This is a genomic window from Jeotgalibaca ciconiae, assembly GCF_003955755.1.
Taxonomy (GTDB): Bacteria; Bacillota; Bacilli; order Lactobacillales; family Aerococcaceae; genus Jeotgalibaca; species Jeotgalibaca ciconiae.
The window spans coordinates 2,551,251-2,577,271 of the sequence record NZ_CP034465.1; the positions used below are offsets into that span (position 1 = coordinate 2,551,251).

Annotated in this window: 22 protein-coding genes; 21 read left to right on the plus strand and 1 reads right to left on the minus strand. The window is 36.4% G+C overall.

Translation table 11 applies throughout. The features are described 5' to 3' along the window. Positions 1 to 29 precede the first annotated feature (29 nt). The 10 genes from recA to queA all read left to right on the plus strand — a co-directional run bounded on the left by recA (position 30) and on the right by queA (position 12,402). The gene (recA, locus tag EJN90_RS11855) at positions 30 to 1,094 is read left to right on the plus strand and encodes a recombinase RecA (RefSeq protein ID WP_126111509.1); all 1,065 of its coding nucleotides are present in this window, start codon (positions 30 to 32) and stop codon (positions 1,092 to 1,094) included. Positions 1,095 to 1,574: 480 nt separating this feature from the next. Continuing rightward, positions 1,575 to 3,134, plus strand: coding sequence for a ribonuclease Y (gene rny, locus EJN90_RS11860; RefSeq protein ID WP_126111512.1), 1,560 nt, complete (start codon positions 1,575 to 1,577; stop codon positions 3,132 to 3,134). 181 nt (positions 3,135 to 3,315) lie between these two features. After that, positions 3,316 to 4,119 carry a TIGR00282 family metallophosphoesterase gene (locus tag EJN90_RS11865; RefSeq protein ID WP_126111514.1) on the plus strand — a complete coding sequence of 268 codons (804 nt, stop codon included), beginning with the start codon at positions 3,316 to 3,318 and terminating at the stop codon, positions 4,117 to 4,119. A gap of 3 nt (positions 4,120 to 4,122) precedes the next feature. Next, entirely contained in the window at positions 4,123 to 4,497 is a 375-nt protein-coding gene (locus EJN90_RS11870) for a YlbF family regulator (RefSeq protein ID WP_126111516.1), read from the plus strand. Between the two features lie 30 nt (positions 4,498 to 4,527). Further along, positions 4,528 to 7,098 carry a DNA mismatch repair protein MutS gene (mutS, locus tag EJN90_RS11875; protein ID WP_126111518.1) on the plus strand — a complete coding sequence of 857 codons (2,571 nt, stop codon included), beginning with the start codon at positions 4,528 to 4,530 and terminating at the stop codon, positions 7,096 to 7,098. An 11-nt stretch (positions 7,099 to 7,109) separates the two neighbouring features. After that, positions 7,110 to 9,056: a DNA mismatch repair endonuclease MutL gene (mutL, locus tag EJN90_RS11880; RefSeq protein WP_126111520.1), complete on the plus strand. Its 1,947-nt coding sequence runs from the start codon at positions 7,110 to 7,112 to the stop codon at positions 9,054 to 9,056. Positions 9,057 to 9,146: 90 nt separating this feature from the next. Continuing rightward, positions 9,147 to 9,575 (plus strand): peptide-methionine (R)-S-oxide reductase MsrB, encoded by a 429-nt coding sequence (gene msrB / locus EJN90_RS11885; RefSeq protein ID WP_126111522.1) that lies wholly within the window; start codon positions 9,147 to 9,149, stop codon positions 9,573 to 9,575. Positions 9,576 to 9,707: 132 nt separating this feature from the next. After that, positions 9,708 to 10,319: a Holliday junction branch migration protein RuvA gene (ruvA, locus tag EJN90_RS11890; RefSeq protein WP_126111524.1), complete on the plus strand. Its 612-nt coding sequence runs from the start codon at positions 9,708 to 9,710 to the stop codon at positions 10,317 to 10,319. Positions 10,320 to 10,337: 18 nt separating this feature from the next. Then, the gene (gene ruvB, locus EJN90_RS11895) at positions 10,338 to 11,342 is read left to right on the plus strand and encodes a Holliday junction branch migration DNA helicase RuvB (protein WP_126111526.1); all 1,005 of its coding nucleotides are present in this window, start codon (positions 10,338 to 10,340) and stop codon (positions 11,340 to 11,342) included. 25 nt (positions 11,343 to 11,367) lie between these two features. Then, positions 11,368 to 12,402, plus strand: a complete 1,035-nt coding sequence (gene queA / locus EJN90_RS11900) for a tRNA preQ1(34) S-adenosylmethionine ribosyltransferase-isomerase QueA (protein WP_322348880.1) — start codon at positions 11,368 to 11,370, stop codon at positions 12,400 to 12,402. A 61-nt stretch (positions 12,403 to 12,463) separates the two neighbouring features. On the opposite strand, the gene EJN90_RS11905 is transcribed toward queA, so the two are convergent. After that, positions 12,464 to 12,646, minus strand: coding sequence for a YjzD family protein (locus tag EJN90_RS11905; protein WP_126111530.1), 183 nt, complete (start codon positions 12,644 to 12,646; stop codon positions 12,464 to 12,466). A gap of 207 nt (positions 12,647 to 12,853) precedes the next feature. On the opposite strand from EJN90_RS11905, the gene dnaE reads away from it, so the two are divergent. The 11 genes from dnaE (at position 12,854) to scpB (ending at position 26,007) form a co-directional block, all read left to right on the plus strand. Continuing rightward, positions 12,854 to 16,189 (plus strand): DNA polymerase III subunit alpha, encoded by a 3,336-nt coding sequence (dnaE, locus tag EJN90_RS11910; RefSeq protein ID WP_126111532.1) that lies wholly within the window; start codon positions 12,854 to 12,856, stop codon positions 16,187 to 16,189. 139 nt (positions 16,190 to 16,328) lie between these two features. After that, positions 16,329 to 17,291, plus strand: a complete 963-nt coding sequence (pfkA, locus tag EJN90_RS11915; RefSeq protein ID WP_126111534.1) for a 6-phosphofructokinase — start codon at positions 16,329 to 16,331, stop codon at positions 17,289 to 17,291. Positions 17,292 to 17,326: 35 nt separating this feature from the next. Continuing rightward, positions 17,327 to 19,084, plus strand: coding sequence for a pyruvate kinase (gene pyk, locus EJN90_RS11920; RefSeq protein WP_126111536.1), 1,758 nt, complete (start codon positions 17,327 to 17,329; stop codon positions 19,082 to 19,084). 684 nt (positions 19,085 to 19,768) lie between these two features. After that, positions 19,769 to 20,638, plus strand: coding sequence for a CvfB family protein (locus EJN90_RS11925; protein ID WP_126111538.1), 870 nt, complete (start codon positions 19,769 to 19,771; stop codon positions 20,636 to 20,638). 39 nt (positions 20,639 to 20,677) lie between these two features. Continuing rightward, on the plus strand, positions 20,678 to 21,157 hold the full coding sequence (locus EJN90_RS11930) for a Fur family transcriptional regulator (protein ID WP_126111540.1): 480 nt from the start codon (positions 20,678 to 20,680) through the stop codon (positions 21,155 to 21,157). 4 nt (positions 21,158 to 21,161) lie between these two features. Beyond that, on the plus strand, positions 21,162 to 22,052 hold the full coding sequence (xerD, locus tag EJN90_RS11935; protein WP_126111542.1) for a site-specific tyrosine recombinase XerD: 891 nt from the start codon (positions 21,162 to 21,164) through the stop codon (positions 22,050 to 22,052). A gap of 32 nt (positions 22,053 to 22,084) precedes the next feature. Then, a complete protein-coding gene (deoB, locus tag EJN90_RS11940) occupies positions 22,085 to 23,257 on the plus strand; it encodes a phosphopentomutase (protein ID WP_126111544.1) in 1,173 nt (390 codons plus the stop codon). Between the two features lie 30 nt (positions 23,258 to 23,287). Further along, entirely contained in the window at positions 23,288 to 24,103 is an 816-nt protein-coding gene (locus EJN90_RS11945; RefSeq protein ID WP_126111546.1) for a purine-nucleoside phosphorylase, read from the plus strand. A gap of 134 nt (positions 24,104 to 24,237) precedes the next feature. After that, on the plus strand, positions 24,238 to 24,627 hold the full coding sequence (locus tag EJN90_RS11950) for a GNAT family N-acetyltransferase (protein ID WP_126111548.1): 390 nt from the start codon (positions 24,238 to 24,240) through the stop codon (positions 24,625 to 24,627). Beyond that, positions 24,624 to 25,400: a segregation/condensation protein A gene (locus tag EJN90_RS11955; protein WP_126111550.1), complete on the plus strand. Its 777-nt coding sequence runs from the start codon at positions 24,624 to 24,626 to the stop codon at positions 25,398 to 25,400. The genes EJN90_RS11950 and EJN90_RS11955 overlap by 4 nt, the downstream gene beginning before the upstream one ends. Continuing rightward, positions 25,393 to 26,007 (plus strand): SMC-Scp complex subunit ScpB, encoded by a 615-nt coding sequence (gene scpB, locus EJN90_RS11960; RefSeq protein ID WP_126111552.1) that lies wholly within the window; start codon positions 25,393 to 25,395, stop codon positions 26,005 to 26,007. The genes EJN90_RS11955 and scpB overlap by 8 nt, the downstream gene beginning before the upstream one ends. Positions 26,008 to 26,021 lie beyond the last annotated feature (14 nt).

The following is a 26,021-nucleotide window of genomic DNA, read 5'->3' on the forward strand; positions in this document are numbered from 1 at the left end:
AGAATATTCTCTTTATGGAGGTTAAATAAATGTCAACGAATAATGAAAACAGACAAAAAGCTTTAGATGAAGCTTTGAAAAAAATTGAACGTACATATGGAAAAGGTTCTGTTATGAAAATGGGAGAAAAAGTAGATACGGAAATTTCAACAGTTCCATCTGGATCATTAGCACTGGATATCGCTCTTGGAGTGGGAGGATATCCACGAGGAAGAATTATTGAAGTTTATGGACCTGAATCTTCCGGTAAGACAACTGTATCTCTACATGCAATTGCTGAAGCTCAGAAAAAAGGCGGAGTGGCTGCATTTATAGATGCTGAACATGCTCTTGATCCAAAATATGCAAGAGCAATTGGTGTAGATGTAGATGAGTTACTGCTTTCACAACCTGACACGGGTGAACAAGCCCTTGAAATCGCAGATGCGTTAATTTCTTCGGGAGCAATTGATATTGTAGTTATTGACTCTGTAGCAGCATTAGTGCCGCGTGCAGAGATCGAAGGAGAAATGGGAGATTCCCATATGGGGCTTCAAGCTCGATTAATGTCCCAAGCATTACGTAAGCTATCCGGATCAATTAATAAAACAAAAACAACTGCTATTTTTATTAACCAAATCCGTGAAAAAATTGGAATTATGTTTGGTAACCCAGAAACAACGCCGGGTGGCCGTGCACTAAAATTCTATTCAACAGTTCGTTTAGAAGTTCGTCGGGCAGAACAAATCAAAAATGGCGTAGAAGTTGTTGGGAACCGTACGAAGATAAAAGTGGTAAAAAACAAAGTTGCTCCACCTTTTAAAGTAGCTGAAGTAGATATCATGTATGGAGAAGGAATCTCTATTATCGGTGAAATTGTCGATATGGCTTCAGAGAAAGATATTATCAATAAAAGTGGTTCTTGGTATTCTTATAAAGAAACAAGAATAGGCCAAGGACGAGAAAATGCTAAGAAGTATTTAGTAGAAAACCCTGAAGTTCGGGAAGAAATCGAACGAAAAGTTCGTGCTGAATATGGAATTGGTGAATTGTTGCCAGAAGATATGATAGATGAAACTAATAATGACTCAATTGAATTGTTAGACGAAGAATAAAAATTAAACAAAAGGAGAGCATTCATTTGCTTTCCTTTTTTTAACTTCTCTGTTTTTTGTCATTAGAATTGTACAAGTCCCCTTAAGTTTTGCTATCAAAGTCCAGCTCCCCAATCCTAGCTTATTGAAAAAAGATAAATTTGTCCTATGGTGAGCTTGTCTCACTTTTCTCATAGACTAGGGGATTATAAGTTCAGCCATCAATGTCTAGCTCCCAAGTCCTGACCTAGTGAAAAAAAGATAAATTTGCCCCATTGCGCGCTTCGCTGCTCATTCAGGGTCAAATTTCCTGTTTTTTCATAGGTCAAGGCGGACTTGTCCGCTTTTCTTATTTTAGAATAGCTTAGAACTATAATTTGATTGACAGTATGCTCAACAAAGTTTAAAATTGGTATATGTGTAAGTCCCAATACTACACATACTTTAGAAAATATTTTTAATTTTTTTAACGACAAACTAAATAGATACGGAGGTGAATTTATGGAGTTGTTTGAAATTGCCTTCGCTATCATAGCTTTAATTGTTGGTGTCGTTATCGGATATTACTATCGGAAATCGAATCATGAAAAAGAACTAGCAGGAGCAAGAAATACAGCAGCCTCAATCCTTGAAGAAGCAGAAAAAGATGCTGAAACAAAGAAAAAAGAGGCAATGTTGGAAGCGAAGGAAGAAAGCCATCAATACCGTTCTACAATTGAAGAAGAGCTTCGCGAAAGAAGAAATGATCTTCTCAAACAAGAAAATCGAGTAATTCAAAAAGATGAAAATTTGGATCGTAAAGATAATTCTTTATCAAAACGCGAAAAAGCGATTGAACAAAAAGAAGAAAATCTTGCTAAGAGAAATCAAACTTTAATAGCCGAAGAAAATCGGATTCAGGATATTATTGAAGAACAACAACAAGAGCTTGAACGAATTGCTACCATGTCACGAGATGATGCAAAAACGATTATCATGAAAGAAACGGAAGAACAGTTAACATATGAACGTGCGATACTAGTCAAGGAATCTGAACAACGTGCGAAAGATGAATCAGAAAGAAAAGCTAAAAATATCATCTTACAAGCAATTCAACGTAGTTCAGCGGATTTAGTATCTGAAGCGACAGTTTCTGTTGTTACATTACCAAATGATGATATGAAAGGTAGAATTATCGGCCGAGAAGGAAGAAATATTCGAACTCTAGAAACTCTTACAGGAATTGATTTGATTATCGATGATACTCCTGAAGCAGTAGTGTTAAGTGGGTTTGATCCAATTCGCCGAGAAACTGCTAAGATTGCATTGGAACGCTTAATTCAAGATGGAAGAATTCATCCAGCTAGGATTGAAGAAGCTGTTGATCGAGCTCGTAAAGAAATGGATGAACGCATCAGAGAAATCGGTGAACAGGCTACATTTGAAGTCGGTATTCACTCGTTACATCCTGACTTAATCAAGATTCTTGGAAGAATGTATTTCCGTACTAGCTACGGTCAAAATGTTTTAAATCACAGTATTGAAGTTGCTAAGTTAGCAGGCATAATGGCTGCTGAATTAGGAGAAGATATTACATTAGCGAAAAGAGCTGGGCTGCTCCATGATATTGGTAAGGCACTTGATCATGAAATAGAAGGATCTCACGTTGAAATCGGTGCAGAAATTGCACAGAGATATAAAGAAAATGCTGTTGTTGTGAACGCAATTGCATCCCATCATGGAGATGTAGAACCAACTAACATCATTTCTGTTCTAGTAGCGGCAGCAGATGCATTATCAGCTGCGCGACCAGGAGCAAGAAGTGAATCATTGGAAAATTATATTCGCAGGCTAGAAAGACTAGAAGGAATTGCAAATGAATTTGAAGGTGTTGCAAATAGCTTTGCTATTCAAGCAGGTCGAGAAATTAGAATTATGGTAAACCCAGAGAATGTAGATGATTCTCATGCAATTTTAATGGCGCGCGATATTAAAGCAAAAATCGAAGAAGAATTAGACTATCCGGGACACATCAAGGTTACGGTTATACGCGAAACCAGAGCAATAGAATATGCAAAATAATAAATTAGAAGACTGGGACTAAGTGTCCTGGTCTTTTTTAGATGAAAAAATTGGGGTTTTCGTTACAAAAGAAATATTCCTGCTATAAAAAGAATCTGCTATTATTGATAACTATGCAAAAAAACAAATTATTGTTAATATAAAGGAATAAGTGAAATGTAGAGATGAGGAAAAATATACAATGAAACTGTTATTTATCGGGGATGTAGTTGGTTCAATTGGTAGAAATATGTTAAGTGAGAGCCTTCCAGCATTAAAAAGAAAATACCGTCCCCAATTTACCATTGTGAATGGAGAAAATGCTGCAGCCGGAAGAGGTATAACTGAAAAAATATATAAAGAATTTTTACAATCAGGAGTAGACATCATTACAATGGGAAACCATACATGGGATAATAAAGATATCTTTACATTCGTGGACAATGAAAAAGTAAAATTATTGCGACCTGCAAATTTCCCTGAAGGAACGCCAGGAATTGGGTACAAAATTATTGCCATCAACCAACAAAAAATTGCCGTTATCAATATGCAAGGAAGGGCGCTAATGAATAGTTTAGATGATCCTTTCCGTAAAATGGATGAAATTCTTAAAATAGTAAAAAGTGAGACGAATTGTATTTTTGTAGATTTCCATGCCGAAACTACAAGTGAAAAACAGGCAATGGGCTGGTATTTAGATGGACAGGTTTCAGCGGTCGTTGGCACACACACACACGTTCAGACAAACGATGCACGTATTTTGCCACAAGGAACTGCCTATCTTACCGACGCTGGAATGACTGGGGCTTATGATAGTATTTTAGGTGTGGAAAAAGAAATCATTATAGAAAAATTCATCAGTCAGATGCCGGTGCGCCATGAAATTCCTGAACAAGGACGTAAAATATTAAGCGGGTGCTTTATCGAACTGGATTCTACGACTGGAAAGGCACTGCGGATTGAAAATATTTTGATAAACGACGACCAACCATTCGGGAGTGAATAAATAATGAACGAGAATCGACCAAAAATTGAAGAATCAGTTGATCGAGAATTGGACAAATTGATTGAACTTCTTCAAGATAAAGAAGAGATTATTCGTTATCAAGAAATGGAAAAGAATGTTTCAGAAAATCAGTGGTTGAACCAGATTGTTGAACAAATTAAAGAAAAACAAAAAAACCTAGTCAATTTTGAATATTACGAAAAACCAGAAGCCTATCAGGCGACATTAAAGGAACTTGAAGAACTAAATCGAGAACTAGATGAGAACATTACCGTCAATGCTTACCAAGATTCTCTTTGGGAAGCAAATGAAATTGTTCAGCTTCTGTTCGCTCAAATTCAGGAATCCGTGAATCTATTTGAAGAGATGAATGAGTAAGTAGAAGTAAAGGGTTATTGAGGTGAAAGAATGACACAAAAAACGAAACAAACACCAATGATGGAGCAATACTTCTTGATAAAAGAACAACATCCTGATGCCTTTTTGTTCTATCGTTTAGGGGATTTTTATGAATTATTTCATGAAGATGCTATAAGAGCAGCGAAAATATTAGAAATTACACTAACAAGTAGAAATAAGAATGCGGATAATCCAGTCCCGATGTGTGGAGTTCCGTATCATTCTGCAACAGAATACATTCGTACATTGGTGACAAGTGGATATAAAGTTGCAATTTGTGAACAAATAGAAGATCCAAAAACAACAAAAGGGATGGTAAAACGAGAAGTTGTCCAAGTATTAACTCCGGGAACTTATATGGATGAGAAAGGCAGCAACAGTAACAACTACTTAGTTGCGATTGAGCAGATCGGCGGGATATTTCCTCTCGCTTATGCAGATATCAGCACTGGAGAATTAAGAGTAACGATTCTGGAAAATGAAGATGCAGTAATTAACGAAGTGCAATCCTTACAATCAAAAGAAGTCGTTTTTTCAAGTGAGGAGTATCCACCCATCGCACAGCTACTGGAACAGCAGACGGGAGTGCTTATTTCCAACCAAAATACTCAAGTAACGACTGCTAATTACGAAGAATTATTGGAAGACATCGATGAAGAAAAATGTGAAAGTGTTCTAAAAATACTTTTGGACTATCTTTCTATTACACAAAAAAGAAGCTTATCCCATATACAAAAGGCTATTCGCTATAAACCAGACCAATTTTTAAAGATGGATGCATATGCTAGAAGAAACCTCGAACTAACATTGTCGATTCGAGATCAACAAAAAGCAGGTAGTCTGTTGTGGTTAATGGATCAAACGAAAACTGCGATGGGTGGGCGAAAGTTGAAACAATGGCTGGAAAAACCACTCATTAATAAAACCGAAATTGAATTGCGTCAACAAAAAGTAGAATCATTATTAAATCATTACTTTGAAAGAATGGATATTAATGAAGCATTATCTTCTGTGTATGATCTGGAGCGTCTGGTAGCAAAAGTTTCTTTTGGGAATGTAAATGGACGGGAATTGATCCAATTAAAAACATCTTTGGAACAATTACCATTGATAAAGAATACCTTAGAATCCATTGATGAAAAAGTATGGCAGTCTACTTTGGATAAAATAGAAGAGATGCCCGAACTGCGTAGCCTTATTGAGACTGCTATTATAGAAGATTCTCCCATTTTAATAACAGAAGGAAATGTCATTAAGGACAACTATAATGACATGTTAGACCAATACAGGGATGCTATGAGAAACGGTAAAAAATGGATTGCCGCTCTACAGCAACAAGAACGTGAGAGAACGGGCATTAAAACATTGAAAATTGGCTATAACCGCGTTTTTGGTTATTACATAGAAGTTTCAAAAGCAAATGTTCAACATTTGCCAGAAGGACTGTATGACCGCAAACAGACTTTGACAAATGCAGAACGCTTTATTACACCGGAATTAAAAGAAAAAGAACGAATCATTTTAGAAGCAGAAGAGAAATCTGCTACCTTAGAGTATGAGTTGTTCATCGAAATACGTGAAAAAGTAAAAGCGTACAGTGAATCCTTGCAACAACTAGCAAAACAAATCTCCGAACTGGATGTCCTGCAAAGTTTTGCTGAGATTAGCGAACGATATCATTATACAAAACCAACGATGTCTTCAACGTCAAAAGCTATCAATATTTTAGAAGGACGACATCCCGTTGTGGAAGAGGTTTTAGGGAAAGACCAATACGTCTCAAACCACATTCAAATGGAGGAAGACAATCGTATCTTACTCGTGACGGGACCGAATATGTCGGGTAAAAGTACTTATATGAGACAAGTAGCACTCATTGTCATCATGGCTCAAATGGGATGTTATGTTCCTGCAAATGAAGCGCATTTGCCAGTTTTTGACCAGATTTTCACGAGAATTGGAGCTGCGGATGATCTGTATTCTGGACAAAGTACATTCATGGTTGAGATGGTAGAGACCAACCAAGCTTTGCAATTTGCTACAGAGCGTAGCTTAATTTTATTTGATGAAATTGGGAGAGGTACAGCTACTTATGACGGAATGGCTCTTGCAGAAGCAATTCTAAAACATTTACATCAAAATAAAAAAGGAAAAGTGCTATTTTCTACTCACTATCACGAACTAACAAGCCTTGAGAAAGAACTTTCTGGATTAAGGAATGTTCATGTAGGCGCGATTGAGCAAAATGGAGAATTAGTTTTCTTGCATAAAATTATGCAAGGCCCAGCAGATAAAAGCTATGGTCTGCATGTTGCAAAATTAGCAGGAATGCCTGATTCGCTAATAACAGAAGCGAGACAGATTCTCCATCGTTTAGAAAGCGAAGCGAAAGTGACGAAAGACTCAGTAGCTGAAGCTGATGACACGACTCAGTTATCTTTATTTAGTGAAGTTGAAGTGGATTTGAACGAAAAACAAGTAATCAATGAGATGAAAGACCTAGCAATTGAAAACTTTACACCGATGGATTTAATGTATCAAGTAAACGAATGGAAAAAGATTCTTGAAAAGAAAAAGTGAGGTGACGTGTTTTGACAACAATACGAGAACTTCCAGAACATTTAACAAATCAAATTGCTGCTGGGGAGGTAATTGAAAGACCTTCCTCAGTTGTAAAAGAACTAGTGGAAAATGCGATTGATGCGAAAAGTACTCAAATCGATATTTGGATAGAAGAAGCAGGATTAAAAAAAATAAAAGTAAGTGATAATGGACAAGGAATTTATCCTGACGAAGTTTCCTTAGCTTTTGAAAGACATGCGACCAGTAAAATCTATTCTCAAGAAGACTTATTTCGTATCCATACACTTGGGTTTCGTGGAGAAGCTCTTCCAAGTATTGCTTCTGTAGCAAAAGTAACGGTAGAGACCGCAACTGAATCTTTACCTGGAAAAATGCTAAGGATTGATGGCGGTACAATTGTTGAGGAAAAGACTTATGGAACAAGAAAGGGTACAAGTATTACCGTTGAAAGTTTATTTTTCAATACACCTGCTCGTTTGAAATACATAAGGACGCTTCAGACTGAACTTTCAAACATTACGGATATTATTAATCGAATTTCTTTAAGCCATCCTCAAATCTCTGTTCGTTTGTATCATGATAACAATCCATTATTGCGAACAAGCGGAAATGGGGACTTAAAGCAAACAGTTGCTGGTGTGTATGGAACAAAAGTAGCTCGAAAAATGATGACCATTCAGGCAGAAAATTTGGATTTTCAAATAAGCGGCCTGGTGACTATGCCAGAAGTTACAAGAGCAAGTAGAAATTATTTAACGATTATATTGAACGGACGCTACATACGTAATTTTCAATTACAAAATGCAATTGTGGATGGGTTTGGTTCTCGCTTAATGGTAGGTCGTTTTCCAATTGCTGTTGTAACGATTGAAACGGATCCGTTGTTACTGGATGTAAATGTGCATCCATCTAAAAAAGAAGTCCGTATCAGTAAAGAAAAAGAACTAACAGGACTCATAATGGAAGCCATTCAAAGTGCTTTAAAGGATAAACCGTTTATACCAAGTGGCTTAGAAAATTTATCTTTTAAACGAAAACCAATACAAGTTCCTTTTCACGAACAGATAAATATTCGCTTAGAAGAAGAAAGTACAAATACTGCAGAACCAGTTGAGGATGAGCCGAAGGAAATCGCCTATGTTGATCTTTACCCAGAGGGGCGGAAAGAGGAACCATTACAGACAGACTCTATTTTTTCAGTGGAAGAGACTGATGAAATTATGGGAGAGACCGTGAAACCGATTGAAACAACCAAATCAAAAAATGGCAAGGCTGTTGTAGAAGAGTTCGTTCAACCCGAACTGCATGAAGAAGCTGTTTTAATAACAGCCGAAAGAACATTGAGTGAAGAAGAGGAGATAGAGAATTTTCCAGAATTGTACTACTTTGGACAAATGCATGGAACTTATTTATTTGCTCAAAATGAAAAAGGACTATACATTGTTGATCAGCATGCTGCACAAGAACGCATAAAATATGAATTTTATCGGGAAGAAATTGCAAAGGTATCAAGAGATTTACAAGGACTGTTGGTTCCAATCACGATTGATCTTCCAATGGATGAGTATATGCGAGTGAAAGAAAATCAAGAAAAGCTGGAAGACATTGGCATCTTTTTAGAACCATTTGGAAAACAAACATTCTTGTTGGATCAGCATCCTACTTGGTTTAAGGCAGGACAAGAAGAAGCAATTATCAATGATGTTATTAATATGATTTTAAAAGAAGGAAATATTTCCGTTAAAAAATTACGTGAAGCGACCGCTATTATGATGAGTTGCAAGCGATCCATAAAGGCGAATCATCATTTGAATGAGGTAGAAGCAAGAACATTATTAGCAGATTTATCTAAGACAAAAAATCCTTATAATTGTCCACATGGACGTCCTGTTCTGATTCATTTTACCAATCAAGATATGGAGAAAATGTTTAAAAGAATTCAAGATCCTCATTGAGAGTTTTTCACAAACCAATCATTGTTGATTTCATTAAGATTAAGGTAAGATAAGTGTAGAAAACAAACATATAAAGAGGGAATGATAGGTATGAAAGAGAATAAAGAAGAACTTCGTAAAAAATTAACACCATTACAGTATGAAGTAACTCAAAATGAAGCGACAGAGCGTCCTTTTACAGGTGAGTACGATGACTTTTATGAACAAGGAATCTATGTTGACATCGTAAGTGATGAACCTTTATTTAGTTCGACCGATAAATATGATGCAGGTTGTGGATGGCCGTCGTTTTCCAAACCAATTTCCAAATTAACAGAAAAAGAAGATACAAAATTAATGCGCGCACGTACAGAAGTAAGAAGTTCAGAAGGAGATTCTCATTTGGGACATGTATTTGAGGATGGACCTCAAGAAATGGGAGGACTACGTTACTGCATTAATTCAGCAGCTTTACGTTTTGTACCTTATGAAGACTTAGAAAAAGAAGGCTATGGAGAATATCGTTCTTTGTTTTCTTAAAATAGTCAGCATGAAAGAAGAGGTAAATGAACCTCTTTTTTTCTGTTTTAATAGAGAAAACAAAATGCCTAAATGGTTCTAATATGATAATATGGAAGACAGGAAATGATTTAGAAAGGAAGAAAAAAACGGATGTATGAATATATGAACGGTAAATTGATTAGTATTCATCCGCTCTACATTGTTTTAGATGTACAGGGAATCGGTTATCAAATACAAGTTGCGAACCCATTCCGTTTCACTTCTTTCTTAGAGCAAGAAGTAAAAGTTTTTATTCACCAAGCTGTTCGAGAAGATGCGATTACATTGTATGGATTTAAAGATGAACATGAAAAACAATTATATCTTAAATTGATTAGTGTTTCTGGTATTGGTCCGAAAAGTGGTTTATCTATTTTGGCAAACGATGACCATACAGGGTTGATACAAGCAATTGAAACTGAAAATATTAACTATTTGACTAAGTTTCCAGGAGTAGGGAAAAAAACTGCTTCACAGATTGTGCTTGATTTAAAAGGGAAGTTAGATGATTTATTAATTGAAGTGGGGCAATTACCCCTTATTTCGGACGATAAAGCGAATGGCTCAAATAAACACTATGTTTCTGAAGCTTTAGAGGCTCTAAAAGGGCTTGGATACTCACCGAGAGAAATCAATAAAATCAAACCCCAATTAGAAGAAACAGACGTTATGAATACGGAAGAAGTATTGCGTATTGCTTTCAAACTATTATTAAAAAATTAGAAAAGGAGTGTGAAAAGAATGGAGAATAATCGTATGTTGTCTACTGATGTGGAAAGCTGGAATGAAGAAGAAATGGAAGAAACACTTCGGCCGCAAACGATTCAACAATATATTGGTCAAGAGAAAGTTGTAAATGAATTAAATATCTATGTTCAAGCAGCAAAACATCGGAATGAAGCGTTAGACCATGTATTGCTTTATGGGCCCCCTGGCTTGGGAAAGACAACTTTGGCAGGTGTCATTGCGAATGAGATGGGAGTCCAAATGCATACAACCAGCGGGCCTGCAATTGAGAAACCAGGAGACTTAATGGTTCTATTAAATGAGTTAAGCCCAGGAGATGTTTTGTTTATTGATGAAATTCATCGACTGCCGAGAATCGTTGAAGAAGTACTTTATTCAGCGATGGAAGACTATTTTGTAGATATTATTATTGGTCAAGATGCTACTGCTCGTCCCGTTCATTTTTCACTTCCTCCTTTTACACTGATTGGCGCAACAACGAAAGCTGGAAGTCTATCTTCGCCTTTAAGGACTCGGTTCGGTATTGTATTACGAATGGATTATTACAGTGATTCTGATTTGACCGATATTGTTGTTCGTTCTTCTAATGTATTACAAACTGATATTGAAGAAGATGGCGCAAAAGAGATTGCTCGTCGCTCACGTGGAACTCCCAGGATAGCGAATCGTTTATTGAAACGGGTACGGGATTTTTCTCAAGTGTACGCAGATGGAGTCATTACTCAAGATGTTGCTAAAGAAGGTCTTACACTGTTGCGGGTGGATAAGGAAGGCTTGGATGCTACAGACCGGAGGATTTTAACGACCATGATTGACTTCTATCAAGGTGGACCAGTCGGAATTGGCTCTATTGCAGCAACAATTGGAGAAGACCGCGAAACAATTGAGGACATGTATGAACCTTATCTTTTACAAATTGGTTTTTTACAACGAACACAACGAGGTAGAATGGTAACTCGAATAGCTTATGAACATTTGGGTTATCCATTTGAAAAATAAAGGAATGTTATATTAGAATTGAGGAATTTTAGTGAAAACAAGTGATTTTGATTTTTATTTACCAGAAGAGTTGATCGCTCAGACTCCATTAGAAAATCGAGCAGATTCTCGTTTATTAATAGTGGACTCTTCATCCGGAGATGTGTCTGATAACCGTTTCCCAGCTATTATTAATGAGTTACAAGCGGGAGATGCATTGGTATTAAATAATACACGTGTTTTACCTGCCCGCCTTCATGGAGTCAAGCCGGATACAGGTGGACATCTAGAAGTACTTCTTTTAAATAATCAAGAAGGAGATACTTGGGAAACACTAGTTAAACCAGCTAAAAAAGCGAAAAAAGGTACCAGGGTTTCTTTTGGCGGAGATACTCTTACTGCAGTTGTAACGGAAGAATTAGAACATGGTGGACGTATCATTGAATTTGAATATGAGGGCATTTTCTTAGAAGTTTTGGAAAGCCTAGGCGAGATGCCGTTACCTCCATATATTAAGGAAAGATTAGATGATCCTGATCGGTATCAGACGGTGTATGCAAAAGAAAATGGTTCTGCAGCTGCTCCGACAGCGGGATTGCATTTTACAAAAGATCTCTTAGAGCAGATTGAGGAAAAAGGTATTCACATTGCTTACTTGACTCTTCATGTTGGCTTAGGGACATTCCGTCCAGTATCGGCAGATGAATTGGATGATCATGAGATGCATTCGGAGTTTTATTATTTGCCTGCAGAAACTGCTGAAATTTTGAACAGAGTAAAGAAAAATGGCGGCAGAATCATTGCGGTCGGAACAACATCTATCAGGACATTAGAAACTGTTGGTACGAAATATGCTGGTGAAATAAAAGCAGATAGTGATTGGACCAGTATTTTTATCTCACCGGGATATAAGTTTAAAGTAGTGGATGCTTTTATTACGAACTTTCATCTGCCTAAGTCTACATTGGTAATGTTAGTGAGTGCATTTGCAGGAAGAGAAACAATTTTAAATGCATACGCACACGCAGTTAAAGAACGTTATCGCTTCTTTAGCTTTGGCGATGCAATGTTTATCAAGTAAATTTGGATAATAAATACCCCCTCAGTTTTTCTTTGAGGGGGTATTTATTCAGATGCTAAGATTATACCTTCGCATCTGCTTTTTTAGGGAACATACTTGTTAATATAAACACTATAAAGGCAACAACAATTCCCATAATTGATGCGCTGATAAAATCATAAGAATTACCTTCTAAGGCACTTCCGATATAAAAAGCAACGTGTCCGAGGATAAATCCCCATATTAAACAGACGATAAATTTCATTTCTTGCACCTCTTCTCGAACCTTATTTTATCACTAATTGACCAGAAGACAAGTTATAATAATTAGAAAACGTGACAAAGTCGTCTAAATCCCTATCATTGATGGCAGAAATACTATTCATTTAAAAAAGAGCAAATACTATTCGTTTACACCTATAAGAAAAGATGGAAATATTATATAATGCATTAGGAGGGAAGGAGGGAAATTATGACATTTACACAACTTCAAGTTATCAGTTCATATTCTTTACTTCAGAGTACAACAAAATTAACTAATTTAGTCCAATCTGCAAAAGAGAAGGGATACGAAGCTCTTGCATTAACGGATTATAATGTTTTATACGGACAGTTGGATTTTTATAAACTGTGTAAAAAAGCAGGAATAAAACCCATTCTCGGTATTCAGCTTGAGTTAAAAGGAAATCATTACCAAGAACAGACTTTTCCAATCGTATTATTGGCTAAAAACTATCAAGGATATCAAAAATTACTGAAGCTCTCGACGATTCGTTCGAAAGAAGATGAGAGCGAATTGAAAAAAGAGCTTCAATTTGGTCTGGAAAATATTATTGGGATAACATCCGGTGAAAAAGGCGAGGTAGAGACGCTTTTAGCCAATAATGAATATGAAAAAGCAAAAGAAGTCGTGCAATTTTGGAAAGAAATATTTTCCGTTAATCAATTCTTCTTGGGTGTACAGCTCTATCAAAAGATGCATCCACTCATTGAGCCATTGCAGCAATTAAGTAAAGAAGTAAGAGTATCAATGATTGCACTAAATGAAATTCGCTATTTGAATTCAGAAGATCAATTTAGTTGCCAAGTTTTGCAATCAATTGGCTCAAACGAACCAATTGATATCCACTCAGAGGAAATAAACGGCGAATACTATCTTCCAGCCCCAGAAGACATTTACAATCGTTACCAAGCTATGGGATTAGGTGAGCTTGCGGATAAGACGGCTGAAGTAGCCAATTCAATTTTTATTGAATTGCCTTTAAACCAACCTTTATTGCCGAAATATCCCGTTCCAGAAGGAGTAAGTGCTAGTGAATATTTGAAGAAAGTCTGTCTGGAAGGTTTAACAATGCGTATGAAGAAAGGTAAGGAGGATTACCTAGAGCGACTTCAATATGAACTCAGCATTATTCACGAAATGGGATTTGATGACTACTTTCTAATTGTTTGGGATGTAATGGCATTTGCTAAGAATGCGAGCATTTTGCCTGGAGCAGGAAGGGGTTCAGCTGCTGGATCATTAGTGGCTTATGTATTGCGAATTACACATGTGGACCCAATTGAGTACAATTTATTGTTTGAAAGATTCCTTAATAAAGAACGTTACAACATGCCGGATATTGATTTAGATTTTCCCGATGATCGAAGAGATGAAGTTTTGCGCTATGTAAAGGATAAATATGGCTATCACCACGTTGCCCAAATCATTACGTTCGGAACGCTTGCGGCAAAGATGTCGATACGGGATACCTCACGCGTTTTTGGTTTGACTCCTGCAGAAGCATCGGTATGGTCAAATGCCATCCCAAACCAGATAGGGATTCAATTAAAAGATGCATATAAACAGTCTAAACCACTTCAAAGACTAGTCGAAAAAAACACTACTAATCGTCTTCTTTTTGAAACTGCCATGAAAATAGAAGGAGTTCCTCGTCACATATCTACCCATGCGGCTGGTGTGGTGATTAGTGATCAACCATTAGTAGAATTAATACCTCTCCAACAAAGAGAAAATGAATTGTCCCTAACGCAGTATCCCATGGGGAATGTGGAAGAGATTGGTCTTTTAAAAATGGATTTTTTGGGCTTGAAAAACTTGAGTATTTTAAACGATGCAGTTCAACTGGTAGAAAAAGCTGAAGGAAAAGCGTTTGATATTTTTTCCATTCCGATTAATGATTCAAAAACAATGCAATTATTTAAGGAAAGCAATACGAATGGCATCTTCCAATTTGAATCTGCCGGTATTAAAAATGTTCTTCGGAAATTAGGGCCAGAAAATCTGGAAGATCTTGTTGCCGTCAACGCCCTTTACCGCCCAGGACCAATGGAACAAATTGATACATTTATCAGCCGTAAGAAGGGCAAACAACCAATAGATTATCTCCATCCTGATTTGGAACCTATTTTAAATGTCACTTATGGCGTAATGGTATATCAGGAGCAGGTTATGCAAGTAGCTTCCAAACTAGCTGGTTTTACTTTAGGAGAAGCAGATATTCTCCGAAGAGCCATTGGAAAAAAAGAAAAAGCGACTCTTGATCGAGAAAAAGAACATTTTATTCAAGGTGCGATCAATAATGGATATGAAGTTAAAAAAGCAGAAGAAGTCTATCAATACATTGAACGTTTTGCAAACTATGGGTTCAATCGTTCTCACTCGGTTGCATATTCTTATATTGCTTACCAGATGGCTTATGTGAAGGCTCATTATCCAGCTGCTTTTTTTGCTGCTTTACTCAACTCTGCTAATGCTCATTCTGACAAAATGAAAAGTTATTTATTAGATGTTATAAAGCAATCCGTTGAATTGACCTATCCTGATATTAATCAGAGCGATTGGCAGTATTCCTTGGTCAATAATCAAATCCAATTTGGTTTAAGTGGGGTGAAAGGATTACGAAGAGATTTTATTTCTCATATTCTAGTTGAACGCAAACAAAATGGCCCCTATCAAGATTTTGTCCAATTTTTACGTAGAATTTCTACTAAGTGGTTAAAAAGCGACCTGATCATTCCCTTAATTGCTAGTGGAGCTTTCGATACCTTTGGACACACACGAGCGACTTTGATGGGCTCGCTAGCTGGAATGCTGTCGAGTATTGAATATAGTGGTAACAATGTTGATTTAATTGAAGTGCTAGAACCTCGTTATGTTGAAAAAGAGGAATTTCCTTTATCAGAACTAACGGAATTAGAGGAGAAGTACTTAGGTTATTCATTGCTAGAACATCCTATTGAGGAGTATCGACATTTGTATAAAGAAAATCATATCTTCTATATTGGTGAATTAACATCTAAACAATCCACTCGCACAATGGGATTAATAAAAGAAGTAAAACGTATTAAAACAAAAAAAGGCGACCCTATGGCGTTCCTTACGCTCACTGACGCAACTGGGATGTTGAATGCAACGCTCTTTCCAGAACAATACGTCAGGTATATTAAATATCTGCAAGAAGGACAACTAGTAGTTCTTACCGGAAAGTACGAAGATAAACGTAATGAAAATCAATCATCATTTATTGTACAAAAATTAGTGCTCATGGAAGAATACTTGTTACAAAGAGAAAAGAAGAACCAAAGATGTTTTATTCGTATGACAAACGAAGAGCTATATGATAAACAATTCAAAGAATTAATCAGCCTTTTAAAAGAATTCCCAGGTCTCTGTCAAGTAGTGTTAGTGGACACCGTTCGTGACCGAAAAATATTGTTGGATGAAAAATATCGTTTTAATCCATCAAAAGAAAGCGTAGAAAAATTAAATCGTTTATTTGGTGAGAAGAATGTGGTGATTCAATAAAAAACTCTGTAAAAAGAGGTGTTACCGATAACAGGAATTGTAATAAAATGAATAACATTTGAGACTTTTTATAAAAACAATGGTAAGATGGTACAAGAATATTAAATAGAGTTTTCTCAATTTTGACGAGGTGAATGATGTGAAACGAATCGCAGTTTTAACAAGTGGTGGAGATGCACCTGGAATGAACGCTGCAATTAGAGCAATTGTAAGAAAAGGAATTTATGATGGATTAGAAGTATATGGAATTAATTATGGTTATGCCGGCATGGTTGCAGGAGATATCCATCAACTGACCGTTGATGATGTAGGAGATACAATCAGTCGTGGTGGAACCATTCTGTATTCTGCTAGATATCCTGAATTTCAAGAGATAGAAGGTCAACAAAAAGGGATTGAACAACTGAAGAAATTCGGTATTGATGGATTGATTGTAATTGGCGGAGATGGTTCATATCGTGGTGGAGCTGCTTTGACAAAACTTGGATTCCCAACAATTGGTATCCCTGGAACGATTGATAATGACATTTCCGGAACAGAATATACATTAGGTTTTGATACAGCAATTAATACGGTTCTAGACTCTGTTGATAAAATTAGAGATACAGCAACAAGTCATGTCCGTACATTTATTATTGAAGTTATGGGGCGCAATGCTGGAGATATTGCACTTTGGACTGGTGTTGGTAGTGGAGCTGAAAGTATTGTTATTCCAGAAGTTAATTTTACAATGGAGGAAGTTGTAAAAGAAATTGAAGATGGAAGAAAACGCGGTAAAAAACATACCATTATTTTATTGGCTGAAGGTGTAATGAATGGGAATGATTTCGCTGCAGAATTAGAAAAATACAAAAGCTTCCATACTCGTGTAACCGTTCTTGGTCACGTTCAAAGAGGGGGATCTCCTTCTGCAAGAGATCGAGTTTTAGGTAGTTTATTTGGCTATAATGCGGTACAATTATTAGAGGAAGGTAAGGGCGGCATTTGTATAGGTATTAGGGGTACTCAGATTGTTTTTAATGATATTATTGAAACTTTGGAAACAAAACGTCATGTCCCATATCTTTCTTTGTATCAAATTAATAAGGAAATTTCTTTTTAATTTTCTTAAAACTAAAAGGAAGAGGAGATTTACGCATGAAGAAAACGAAGATTGTTTGTACAATCGGACCAGCAAGTGAAACAGTAGATACACTTGTAAAGTTAATTGAGGCAGGAATGAACGTTGCTCGATTAAACTTTTCCCATGGAGACCATGAGGAGCATTTAGCACGTATTAAAAATATTCGTGAGGCATCACGAATAACCGGTAAAATGGTTGCAATTCTTTTAGATACGAAAGGACCAGAAATTCGTACGCATAACATGAAAGATGGCGTAGTTTCGCTAATTTCTGGAGAAACTGTTCGTATCTCTATGGATGAAGTGGAAGGAACAAAAGAAAAATTCTCCATCTCATATCCTGGATTGATTAATGATGTTGTAGTTGGAAACCATATTTTATTAGATGATGGATTAGTAGATTTAGAAGTTACTGATATCGATAAAGATAATGGTGAAATTGTTACAGCAGTTAAAAATTCTGGAATCTTGAAAAACAAAAAAGGTGTGAACGTACCGGGTGTTTCAACAAACTTACCAGGAATCACTGATAAAGACGCATCTGACATCATTTTTGGTATTGAAAATGACATTGATTATATTGCAGCAAGTTTCGTTCGTCGCGCAAGTGATGTATTAGAAATTTCTGAAATTTTAGAAAAACATGATGCTACTGAAATTCAAATCATTCCTAAAATTGAAAACCAAGAAGGAATCGATAACATCGATGAAATCTTAAAAGTTTCTCATGGTTTGATGGTTGCTCGTGGTGACCTTGGTGTTGAAATTCCAACTGAAGAGGTTCCAATTGCTCAAAAAATGTTGATTGAAAAATGTAACCGTCTAGGTAAACCTGTTATTACAGCAACTCAAATGCTTGATTCCATGCAACGCAACCCACGTCCTACACGTGCGGAAGCTGGAGACGTGGCAAATGCAATTTTTGATGGAACTGACGCAGTTATGCTATCTGGAGAGACTGCTGCTGGCGATTATCCAGTGGAAGCAGTTCAAACAATGGCAACTATTGCAAAACGTACAGAAGAAGCTCTTGTTGGACAAGATGCATTTGCTTTGAAGGCATATTCAAATACAGATATGGCAGAAGCGATTGGACAATCAGTTGGACATACGGCACGCAATTTGGGTATTCAAACAATTGTTGCTGCAACTGAGTCTGGACATACAGCTCGTATGATTTCTAAATATCGCCCGAAAGCACATATCGTAGCTGTGACATTTACAGAAAGTCAAGCTCGTAAATTAGCACTTTCTTATGGAGTTTACCCATTTGTTTCTGAAAAACCTGCAACAACAGATGAAATGATGGATTTAGCAGCAGTTGTAGCTAAAAATAATGGATATGCTAAAGAAGGCGATCTAATTATTATTACTGCTGGTGTCCCTGTTGGAGAACGCGGAACGACAAACTTAATGAAGATTCAATTAATTGGATCCAAATTAACAAGCGGTCAAGGTATCGGCGAACAAGCAGTAGTTGGCAAAGCGGTAGTTGCTTCGTCAGCTGAAGAAGCAAACAAAAATGCAACAGAAGACTGTATTCTAGTTGTTAAAAATACTGACAAAGAATATATGCCTGCTATTGAAAAAGCAAGCGCAATTGTAGTCGAAACAGGTGGATTAACAAGCCATGCAGCAGTTGTAGGAATTGCACAAGGAATTCCAGTAATTGTTGGTGCTGAAAATGTTACTACACTCGTTAATGATGGTGAAGTAATCACAGTAGATTCTCGTCGTGGAATTATTTATCGTGGCGCAACAACGGCTATCTAAAATTTAATAAGCAGGAAGAAGGAGAACCGTATTGTGTTTTCCTTCTTTTTTTGTAGACTAGGGGATTATAAGTTCAGCCATCAATGTCTAGCTCCCAAGTCCTGACCTAGTGAAAAAAGATAAATTTGCCCCATTGCGCGCTTCGCTGCTCGCTAACGCATATCATTCGACTAACCCGCTGAAGCGTGAAGTCTCCTGACAATTCAGGGTCAAATTTCCTATTTTTTCATAGGCCAAGGCGGACTTGTCCGCTTTTCTTATAGATTAGGGGATTATAAGTTCAGCCATCAATGTCTAGCTCCCAAGTCCTGACCTAGTGAAAAAAAGATAAATTTGGCCCATTGCGCGCTTCGCTGCTCATTCAGGGTCAAATTTCCTATTTTTTCATAGGCCAAGGCGGACTTGTCCGCTTTTCTAATAGATTAGAGTATTGATTAGTACTTCAAAAGAAACAGACGTTCCGATTGAATTTTAATGATGAGACTCTTTATTTAAAGAAAATAACGATATTCAGCAGAGGATATACCGTTGAACATCTTTATTATAGACTAGACAAGTATAATTTCTTTCGAGTAACTATCGATTTACTCTGCTTTTCTTTTTATTTTCTCATCGGTTATTTGGAATTAAAGGGAACAATTGTGATAAAATGATAGGAGATATAGAGATGGGATGGAGAATAATATGAATAAAGATTTAGGAACAATCATAACGGCGATGGTGACAGACGAGAATGAAGAAGCTCTTTTCGTGCAAAAAAATGGAATTACCTATCGTTTAGAAAAAGAAGATGTTCCAGAAGAATTAAGTATTGGAGATGTAGCAAGTGGTTTTGTATACGAAACAATGAACAAAGATTTGAAAATGACGACAAAAATCCCTAAAGTCCGTATTGGACATTATGGGTGGGGCGAGGTTATCAATGTTCGTCGTGATCTAGGTGTATTTGTGGATATTGGTTTAGGAGATAAAGACATTGTTGTTTCTCTTGATCGTATGCCAGAACTAAAAAGTTTGTGGCCGAAAAAAGGGGATCGCTTAATGGTCACTTTATCAGTTGATGAAAAAGATCGTATGTGGGGAGAATTGGCTGACGAAGATCTGTTCCGTTCGATTTCACGGATTCCTTCCGAACAAGATTGGAAGAATAAGGATGTTACGGGGATTGTATATCGTTTGAAAATGGTTGGCACGTTCATTCTGACGGATGATTATTATATTGGTTTTATTCATCCTACAGAAAGAGAAGTTGAACCTCGTTTAGGAGAGGTAGTCAATGCGCGAGTAATTGGAGTAAGTCCACATGGTATGTTAAACTTATCGCTGAAACCTCGCGCTCATGAAGCGTTAGAGGGGGATGCCAAAATGATTTTGGCTTTACTAGAAAAAAGTCCTACAGCTTCTCTTCCCTATACGGATAAAAGTGATCCTGATGATATTAGAAACTATTTTGGAATTAGTAAAGCTCAATTTAAACGCGCAATGGGTCGATTACTGAAAAATAGATTAATTATACAAGAAGATGGGGAAACAAGGTTAATTGAGAAAGAGTAAACGAGGAAAAAACAGAAAATTTCTGAGGAGGTGGATTGTTTGTCAGAGCAATCATTAGCGAGCATAAAAACTTCACTGCAAGAAGGTGGTTTTAAACTTACCCCCCAACGTGAAGCAACGGTAAAAGTTTTGCTAGAAAAGGATCACTTAAGTGCAGAGGAAATATTTATGCATTTAAAACAAACAAATCCTGATATTGGTCTTGCGACCGTTTATCGTACCTTGGAAATTTTAACACAATTGAATATAACTCATAAGGTGTTATTTGAAGATGGACTGGCTCGTTATGATATACGAAGAGAAAGCAATAAACAGTTCCATCTTCATCTTCTGTGTATGGAATGCGGTAAAATAAAAGAAATATATGATGATTTAATTAGTGATTTGGAAAAAGAAATAGAAAAAAAATACCATTTTCAAGTAGAAGATCACCGTCTGATTTTTCATGGTATATGCACTGACTGCTATCAAAAGAGACAAAATAAAACACCTGAACTGTCTGCAGAAACAAGGAAGTAAGTTTATGGATGAAATTATTATTGAATATCTTCACCATTTGAGAATTGAACAAGGATTGGCAGCTAATACAATCCAAAGTTACCGTAGAGATTTAACAAAGTATTCACTCTTTTTGCAATCAAAAGCAATTGCTTCCTTTCAAGAAGTTACTAAAGTGGAAGTTTTTCTTTTTTTAGAAGTTTTAGATAAAGAGCAGCTAGCTTCTAGCTCTATAAGCAGAATGATTTCTTGTCTTCGTAAATTCCACCAATATTTATTGGTAGAAGGAATAGTAAAAATTAACCCGATGGAAGAAATTAAGCTCCCTAAGAAGAAACAAAGTCTGCCGAAGTCTCTCTCAATTGATGAAGTAGACCGTATCCTCGCTACCCCTGACACAAAGACTGTCTTTGGTGTGCGTGATCGGGCAATTTTAGAAGTACTCTATGCAACAGGATTAAGAGTAAGTGAACTCGTACATTTAACCTTAGCTGAATTACATTTGGACCTTGGCTTTATTCAAACGATTGGAAAAGGGAATAAGGAAAGAGTCGTTCCATTGGGGGAAGAAGCAGTTTATTGGGTGGAAGAATATTTATCTTTTAGTCGTCCATCCCTTAGTAAGGGAAGAAAAGAAAGTCCCTATTTATTCCTGAACTTTCATGGACAAGGTTTTACCCGTCAAGGAATTTGGAAAAATTTAAATAAAATCGTTGTAGAAGCAAAAATAAATAAAAGAGTTTCGCCCCATATGTTGAGACATTCTTTTGCCACACACATATTAGAAAATGGAGCGGACTTACGTGTAGTGCAAGAATTGTTGGGACATTCGGATATCTCGACAACCCAAATTTATACGCATATTACGAAAGAGCGAATGGTTGAATCTTATCGTAAATATCATCCGCGTGCGTAGAGATTATAGAAAATGTTTTAGGAGGTTTTTTTATGAAAAAATATAAACGTGTGCATGTTGTGGTAATGGATTCTGTAGGAATTGGCGAAGCACCCGATGCGGCAGACTTTGGAGATGTAGGTTCAGACACACTTGGTCATATAGCAGAAACTGCTGGACTGACGGTTCCTAATCTCGAGAAGTTAGGATTGGGCAATATTCGTCCAATCGAACAAATTAAACCAATCGATAATCCGTTAGGTTATCATACAAAACTCGAAGAAATCTCTGTTGGAAAAGATACAATGACCGGGCATTGGGAAATTATGGGTTTAAATATAAAAACGCCGTTCCGAGTATTTGAAGATGGCTTTCCAGATGAGTTAATTGAAAAAATTGAAAGCTATTCAAAAAGAAAAATTATTGGCAACAAGCCTGCCAGTGGAACTGAAATATTGGATGAATATGGTGAATACCAAATGAAAACAGGTGATTTGATCGTTTATACTTCTGCTGATTCAGTTTTACAAATTGCAGCACATGAAGAGATTATTCCTTTAGAAGAACTTTATGATATTTGCGAATATGTACGTGAAATTACATTAGAAGATCCTTATATGATTGGTCGGATTATTGCACGTCCCTATCTTGGCACGGTTGGTGACTTTAAACGTACAAGTAACCGTCATGATTATGCCTTAAGTCCGTTCGGAAAGACAACACTGGATTACTTAAAAGAAGCTGACTATGATGTCATCGCAATTGGTAAAATCAGTGATATATTTAATGAACAAGGGATTACGGATTCTGTGCGTACCGTAAGCAATATGGATGGGGTAGACCAATTAATTAAGGTAATGCAAAGAGATTTTACAGGTATCAGTTTCTTAAACTTGGTTGACTTTGATGCGCTATACGGCCATCGACGCAATCCAAAAGGATATGCGGAAGCAATAGAAGATTTTGATAAACGAATTCCAGAAATTTTGGAACACTTAGCGGATGATGACTTACTTATCATTACTGCTGACCATGGAAATGATCCAACTTTTACAGGTACAGACCATACCAGAGAATATGTACCATTGTTGGTTTATAGTAAGTCTATGCAAGAAAACGGTGCTTTAGCACAAGGCTATTTTGCAGATATAGCAGCAACAATCGCTGATAATTTCGACGTAGAAATAACGGAATACGGCACAAGTTTCTTGCCAAATTTAAAATAGAGGCAGCACTTTATTATAGAGAGGACGTATATGATGAAACATGAACAGTTAGTAGAAACAGCAAATTACTTGAAAGATAAAGGATTTTTAGAACCAGAAATTGGTTTAATATTAGGGTCAGGACTTGGTGACCTGGCTGATGAAATTACAAATCCAATTGTAGTCCCATATTCTGAAATTCCTCATTTTCCAATTTCTACCGTAAAAGGTCATAAAGGACAATTAGTATATGGAGAATTGAGCGGTAAAACAGTGATAGCCATGCAAGGACGGTTCCATTTCTATGAGGGCTATCCTATCCAAGAAGTTACCTTACCAATACGAGTAATGAAGTTATTAGGTGTTCATAGTGTAGGTCTTACAAACGCTGCTGGTGGAGTGAATATTGATTTTTCACCTGGAGACTTAATGTTAATCCAAGATCATATTAATTTTACAGCTCAAAATCCACTAATTGGACCAAATGACGAAGAAATGGGACCGCGATTCCCTGATATGAGTCAAACTTATGATTCAGATTACCAAGAAAAAATAAAATCAGTAGCGAAAAAAATGAATGTTGCAATAAAAGAAGGTGTTTATATGGGATTCAGCGGACCAACGTATGAAACACCTGCAGAAATCAAGATGGCTAGAACATTAGGCGCTGATGCAGTTGGAATGTCAACCGTGCCGGAAGCAATTGTTGCTCGTCATTCTGATTTACGAGTTTTTGGTATTTCTTGTATAACAAATTTAGCTGCTGGAATGCAGACAAGTTTAAATCATCAAGAAGTTGTCGAAGTTTCGAAACGAGTAAATCAAACATTTAAAACTTTACTAAAAGAGACTTTAAAAGTAATATAAGCGAATTTTTGAACCATAAATTTGTGATTCGTTCTTTCATATGGTAAAGTATCTTTTGTGTTTTTCGAAAAAAGGTAACAAAAAACTAAAAAACATTATTATAGTGTTTTTTGTGTATTTGCGAGGAGAAAACAGTGCTTATTTCTTATAATCAAAACTATGAAAAAATCGCTATGGGATTGCTATCTTATATTGCCGATTTGAAAAATGTTGAGCGTCTTCAGAAAGAAATGGAAAGCTATATAAGTGAAGAAGATAAAAGGTTATTTCTTTGGCGAGATACGGAGACTGATAATATCATTGCGATTATTGGTATTGAATGGGCGGAGTCAATTGTTCTGGTTCGACATATTTCTGTTAATCCATCATTTAGAAATGAAGGAATCATGCATAAAATGCTTGATAAGTTAAAAACTCGATTCCCAGATCAAACAATAAATGGAACACTGGAAACGGTGCCGATTATTACAAAATGGGTTCAAAAAAATGCAGAAACTTCAAGTGAGTTGGATGATGAAGAATGAACGAATCAAATGAATTAATGATACAACTTGAAGCCTTTGAAGGACCGCTTGATTTGTTACTTCACTTGATTAAGGAACTAAAAGTAGATATTTTTGACATTCCGATGGTTGAGATTACAAATCAATATTTTCAGTACCTTCAGACAATGCAAGAACTACGTTTAGACATTGCAGGAGATTATTTGCTCATGGCAGCTACTTTATTGGAAATAAAGAGTAGAATGTTACTACCAAAAAAAGAAATAGAAATGGAAGATGATTTTTATGAAGAAGGCGAAGATCCTCGTGAAGAACTAATTAACCAGCTTCTTGAATATAAACGTATTCAAGAAGCTGCAAAAGTTCTGAAAGAAATGGAAAATGAACGCGGAGATTTTTTCACTAAATTACCCGCTGATTTAGATAATTACCGTCAATCAATTCCGTTAACTCCTGGAGAAGTTTCTTCAGAAGATTTGATTGCTGCCCTACAAAAAATGTACCAAAAACTTCAGCGTAAGAAGCCGTTAAATGCTCGTTTAGACCAGGAAGAAATCTCTGTAGAGAAGACGATGAAACACATTCTACAGCGATTTGATAATCTTTTTGATAAAAAAGACGAAAGCATTCCTTTTACGGATTTTTACGAGGTACCTTCCAAATCACAAATTGTTACTACTTTCTTAGCAATGTTGGAATTAGTAAGAGAAAAAAAAATCTATTTTATTCAGGAAGTTATGTATGGTGATATTTTATTGAAACGATTGTGGGAGGAAGTAGAAATAAATGAATAAAGAGGGAGCTTTAGAAAGTCTTTTATTTGTTGCCGGCGATGAAGGTCTAAGTATTGAAGAAATTATTTCTTTGCTTGAAATAACTCCACTAGAAGCCCATCATCTTATTTCTACTTTACGAGATAAATATGATCTTGATTCTAGTACTGGTTTGACTATTATTGAAACAAGACAAAGATTTCAACTAGCAACAAAAAAAGATTTTTCAGAATTAATACGTAAGTATGCTACGTCTCCTTTTTCTTCCCATTTGTCTCAAGCTGCATTGGAGACATTGGCTATCGTCGCCTATAAACAGCCTATTACACGTATTGAAATTGATGAAATCAGAGGAGTTCAGTCTTCAGGCATGCTTCAGCGATTGTTGATTCGAGGCTTGGTAAAAGAAATAGGGCGTGCGGAAACACCAGGGCGTCCAATTATTTATGGAACAACTGATTATTTTATGAATTATTTTGGTTTAAAAGATTTAGATGATCTTCCAAGTGCAGAAGCACTGTTCCAAATTCAAGATGAGTCCTTTGACTTATTCAATCAAGAGGACTTTCTAGAGAATCATGATAGAATGGAAATATACGAGTTAAAAAATAAAAATGATTCACAATAAGAAGTATAGAGAGA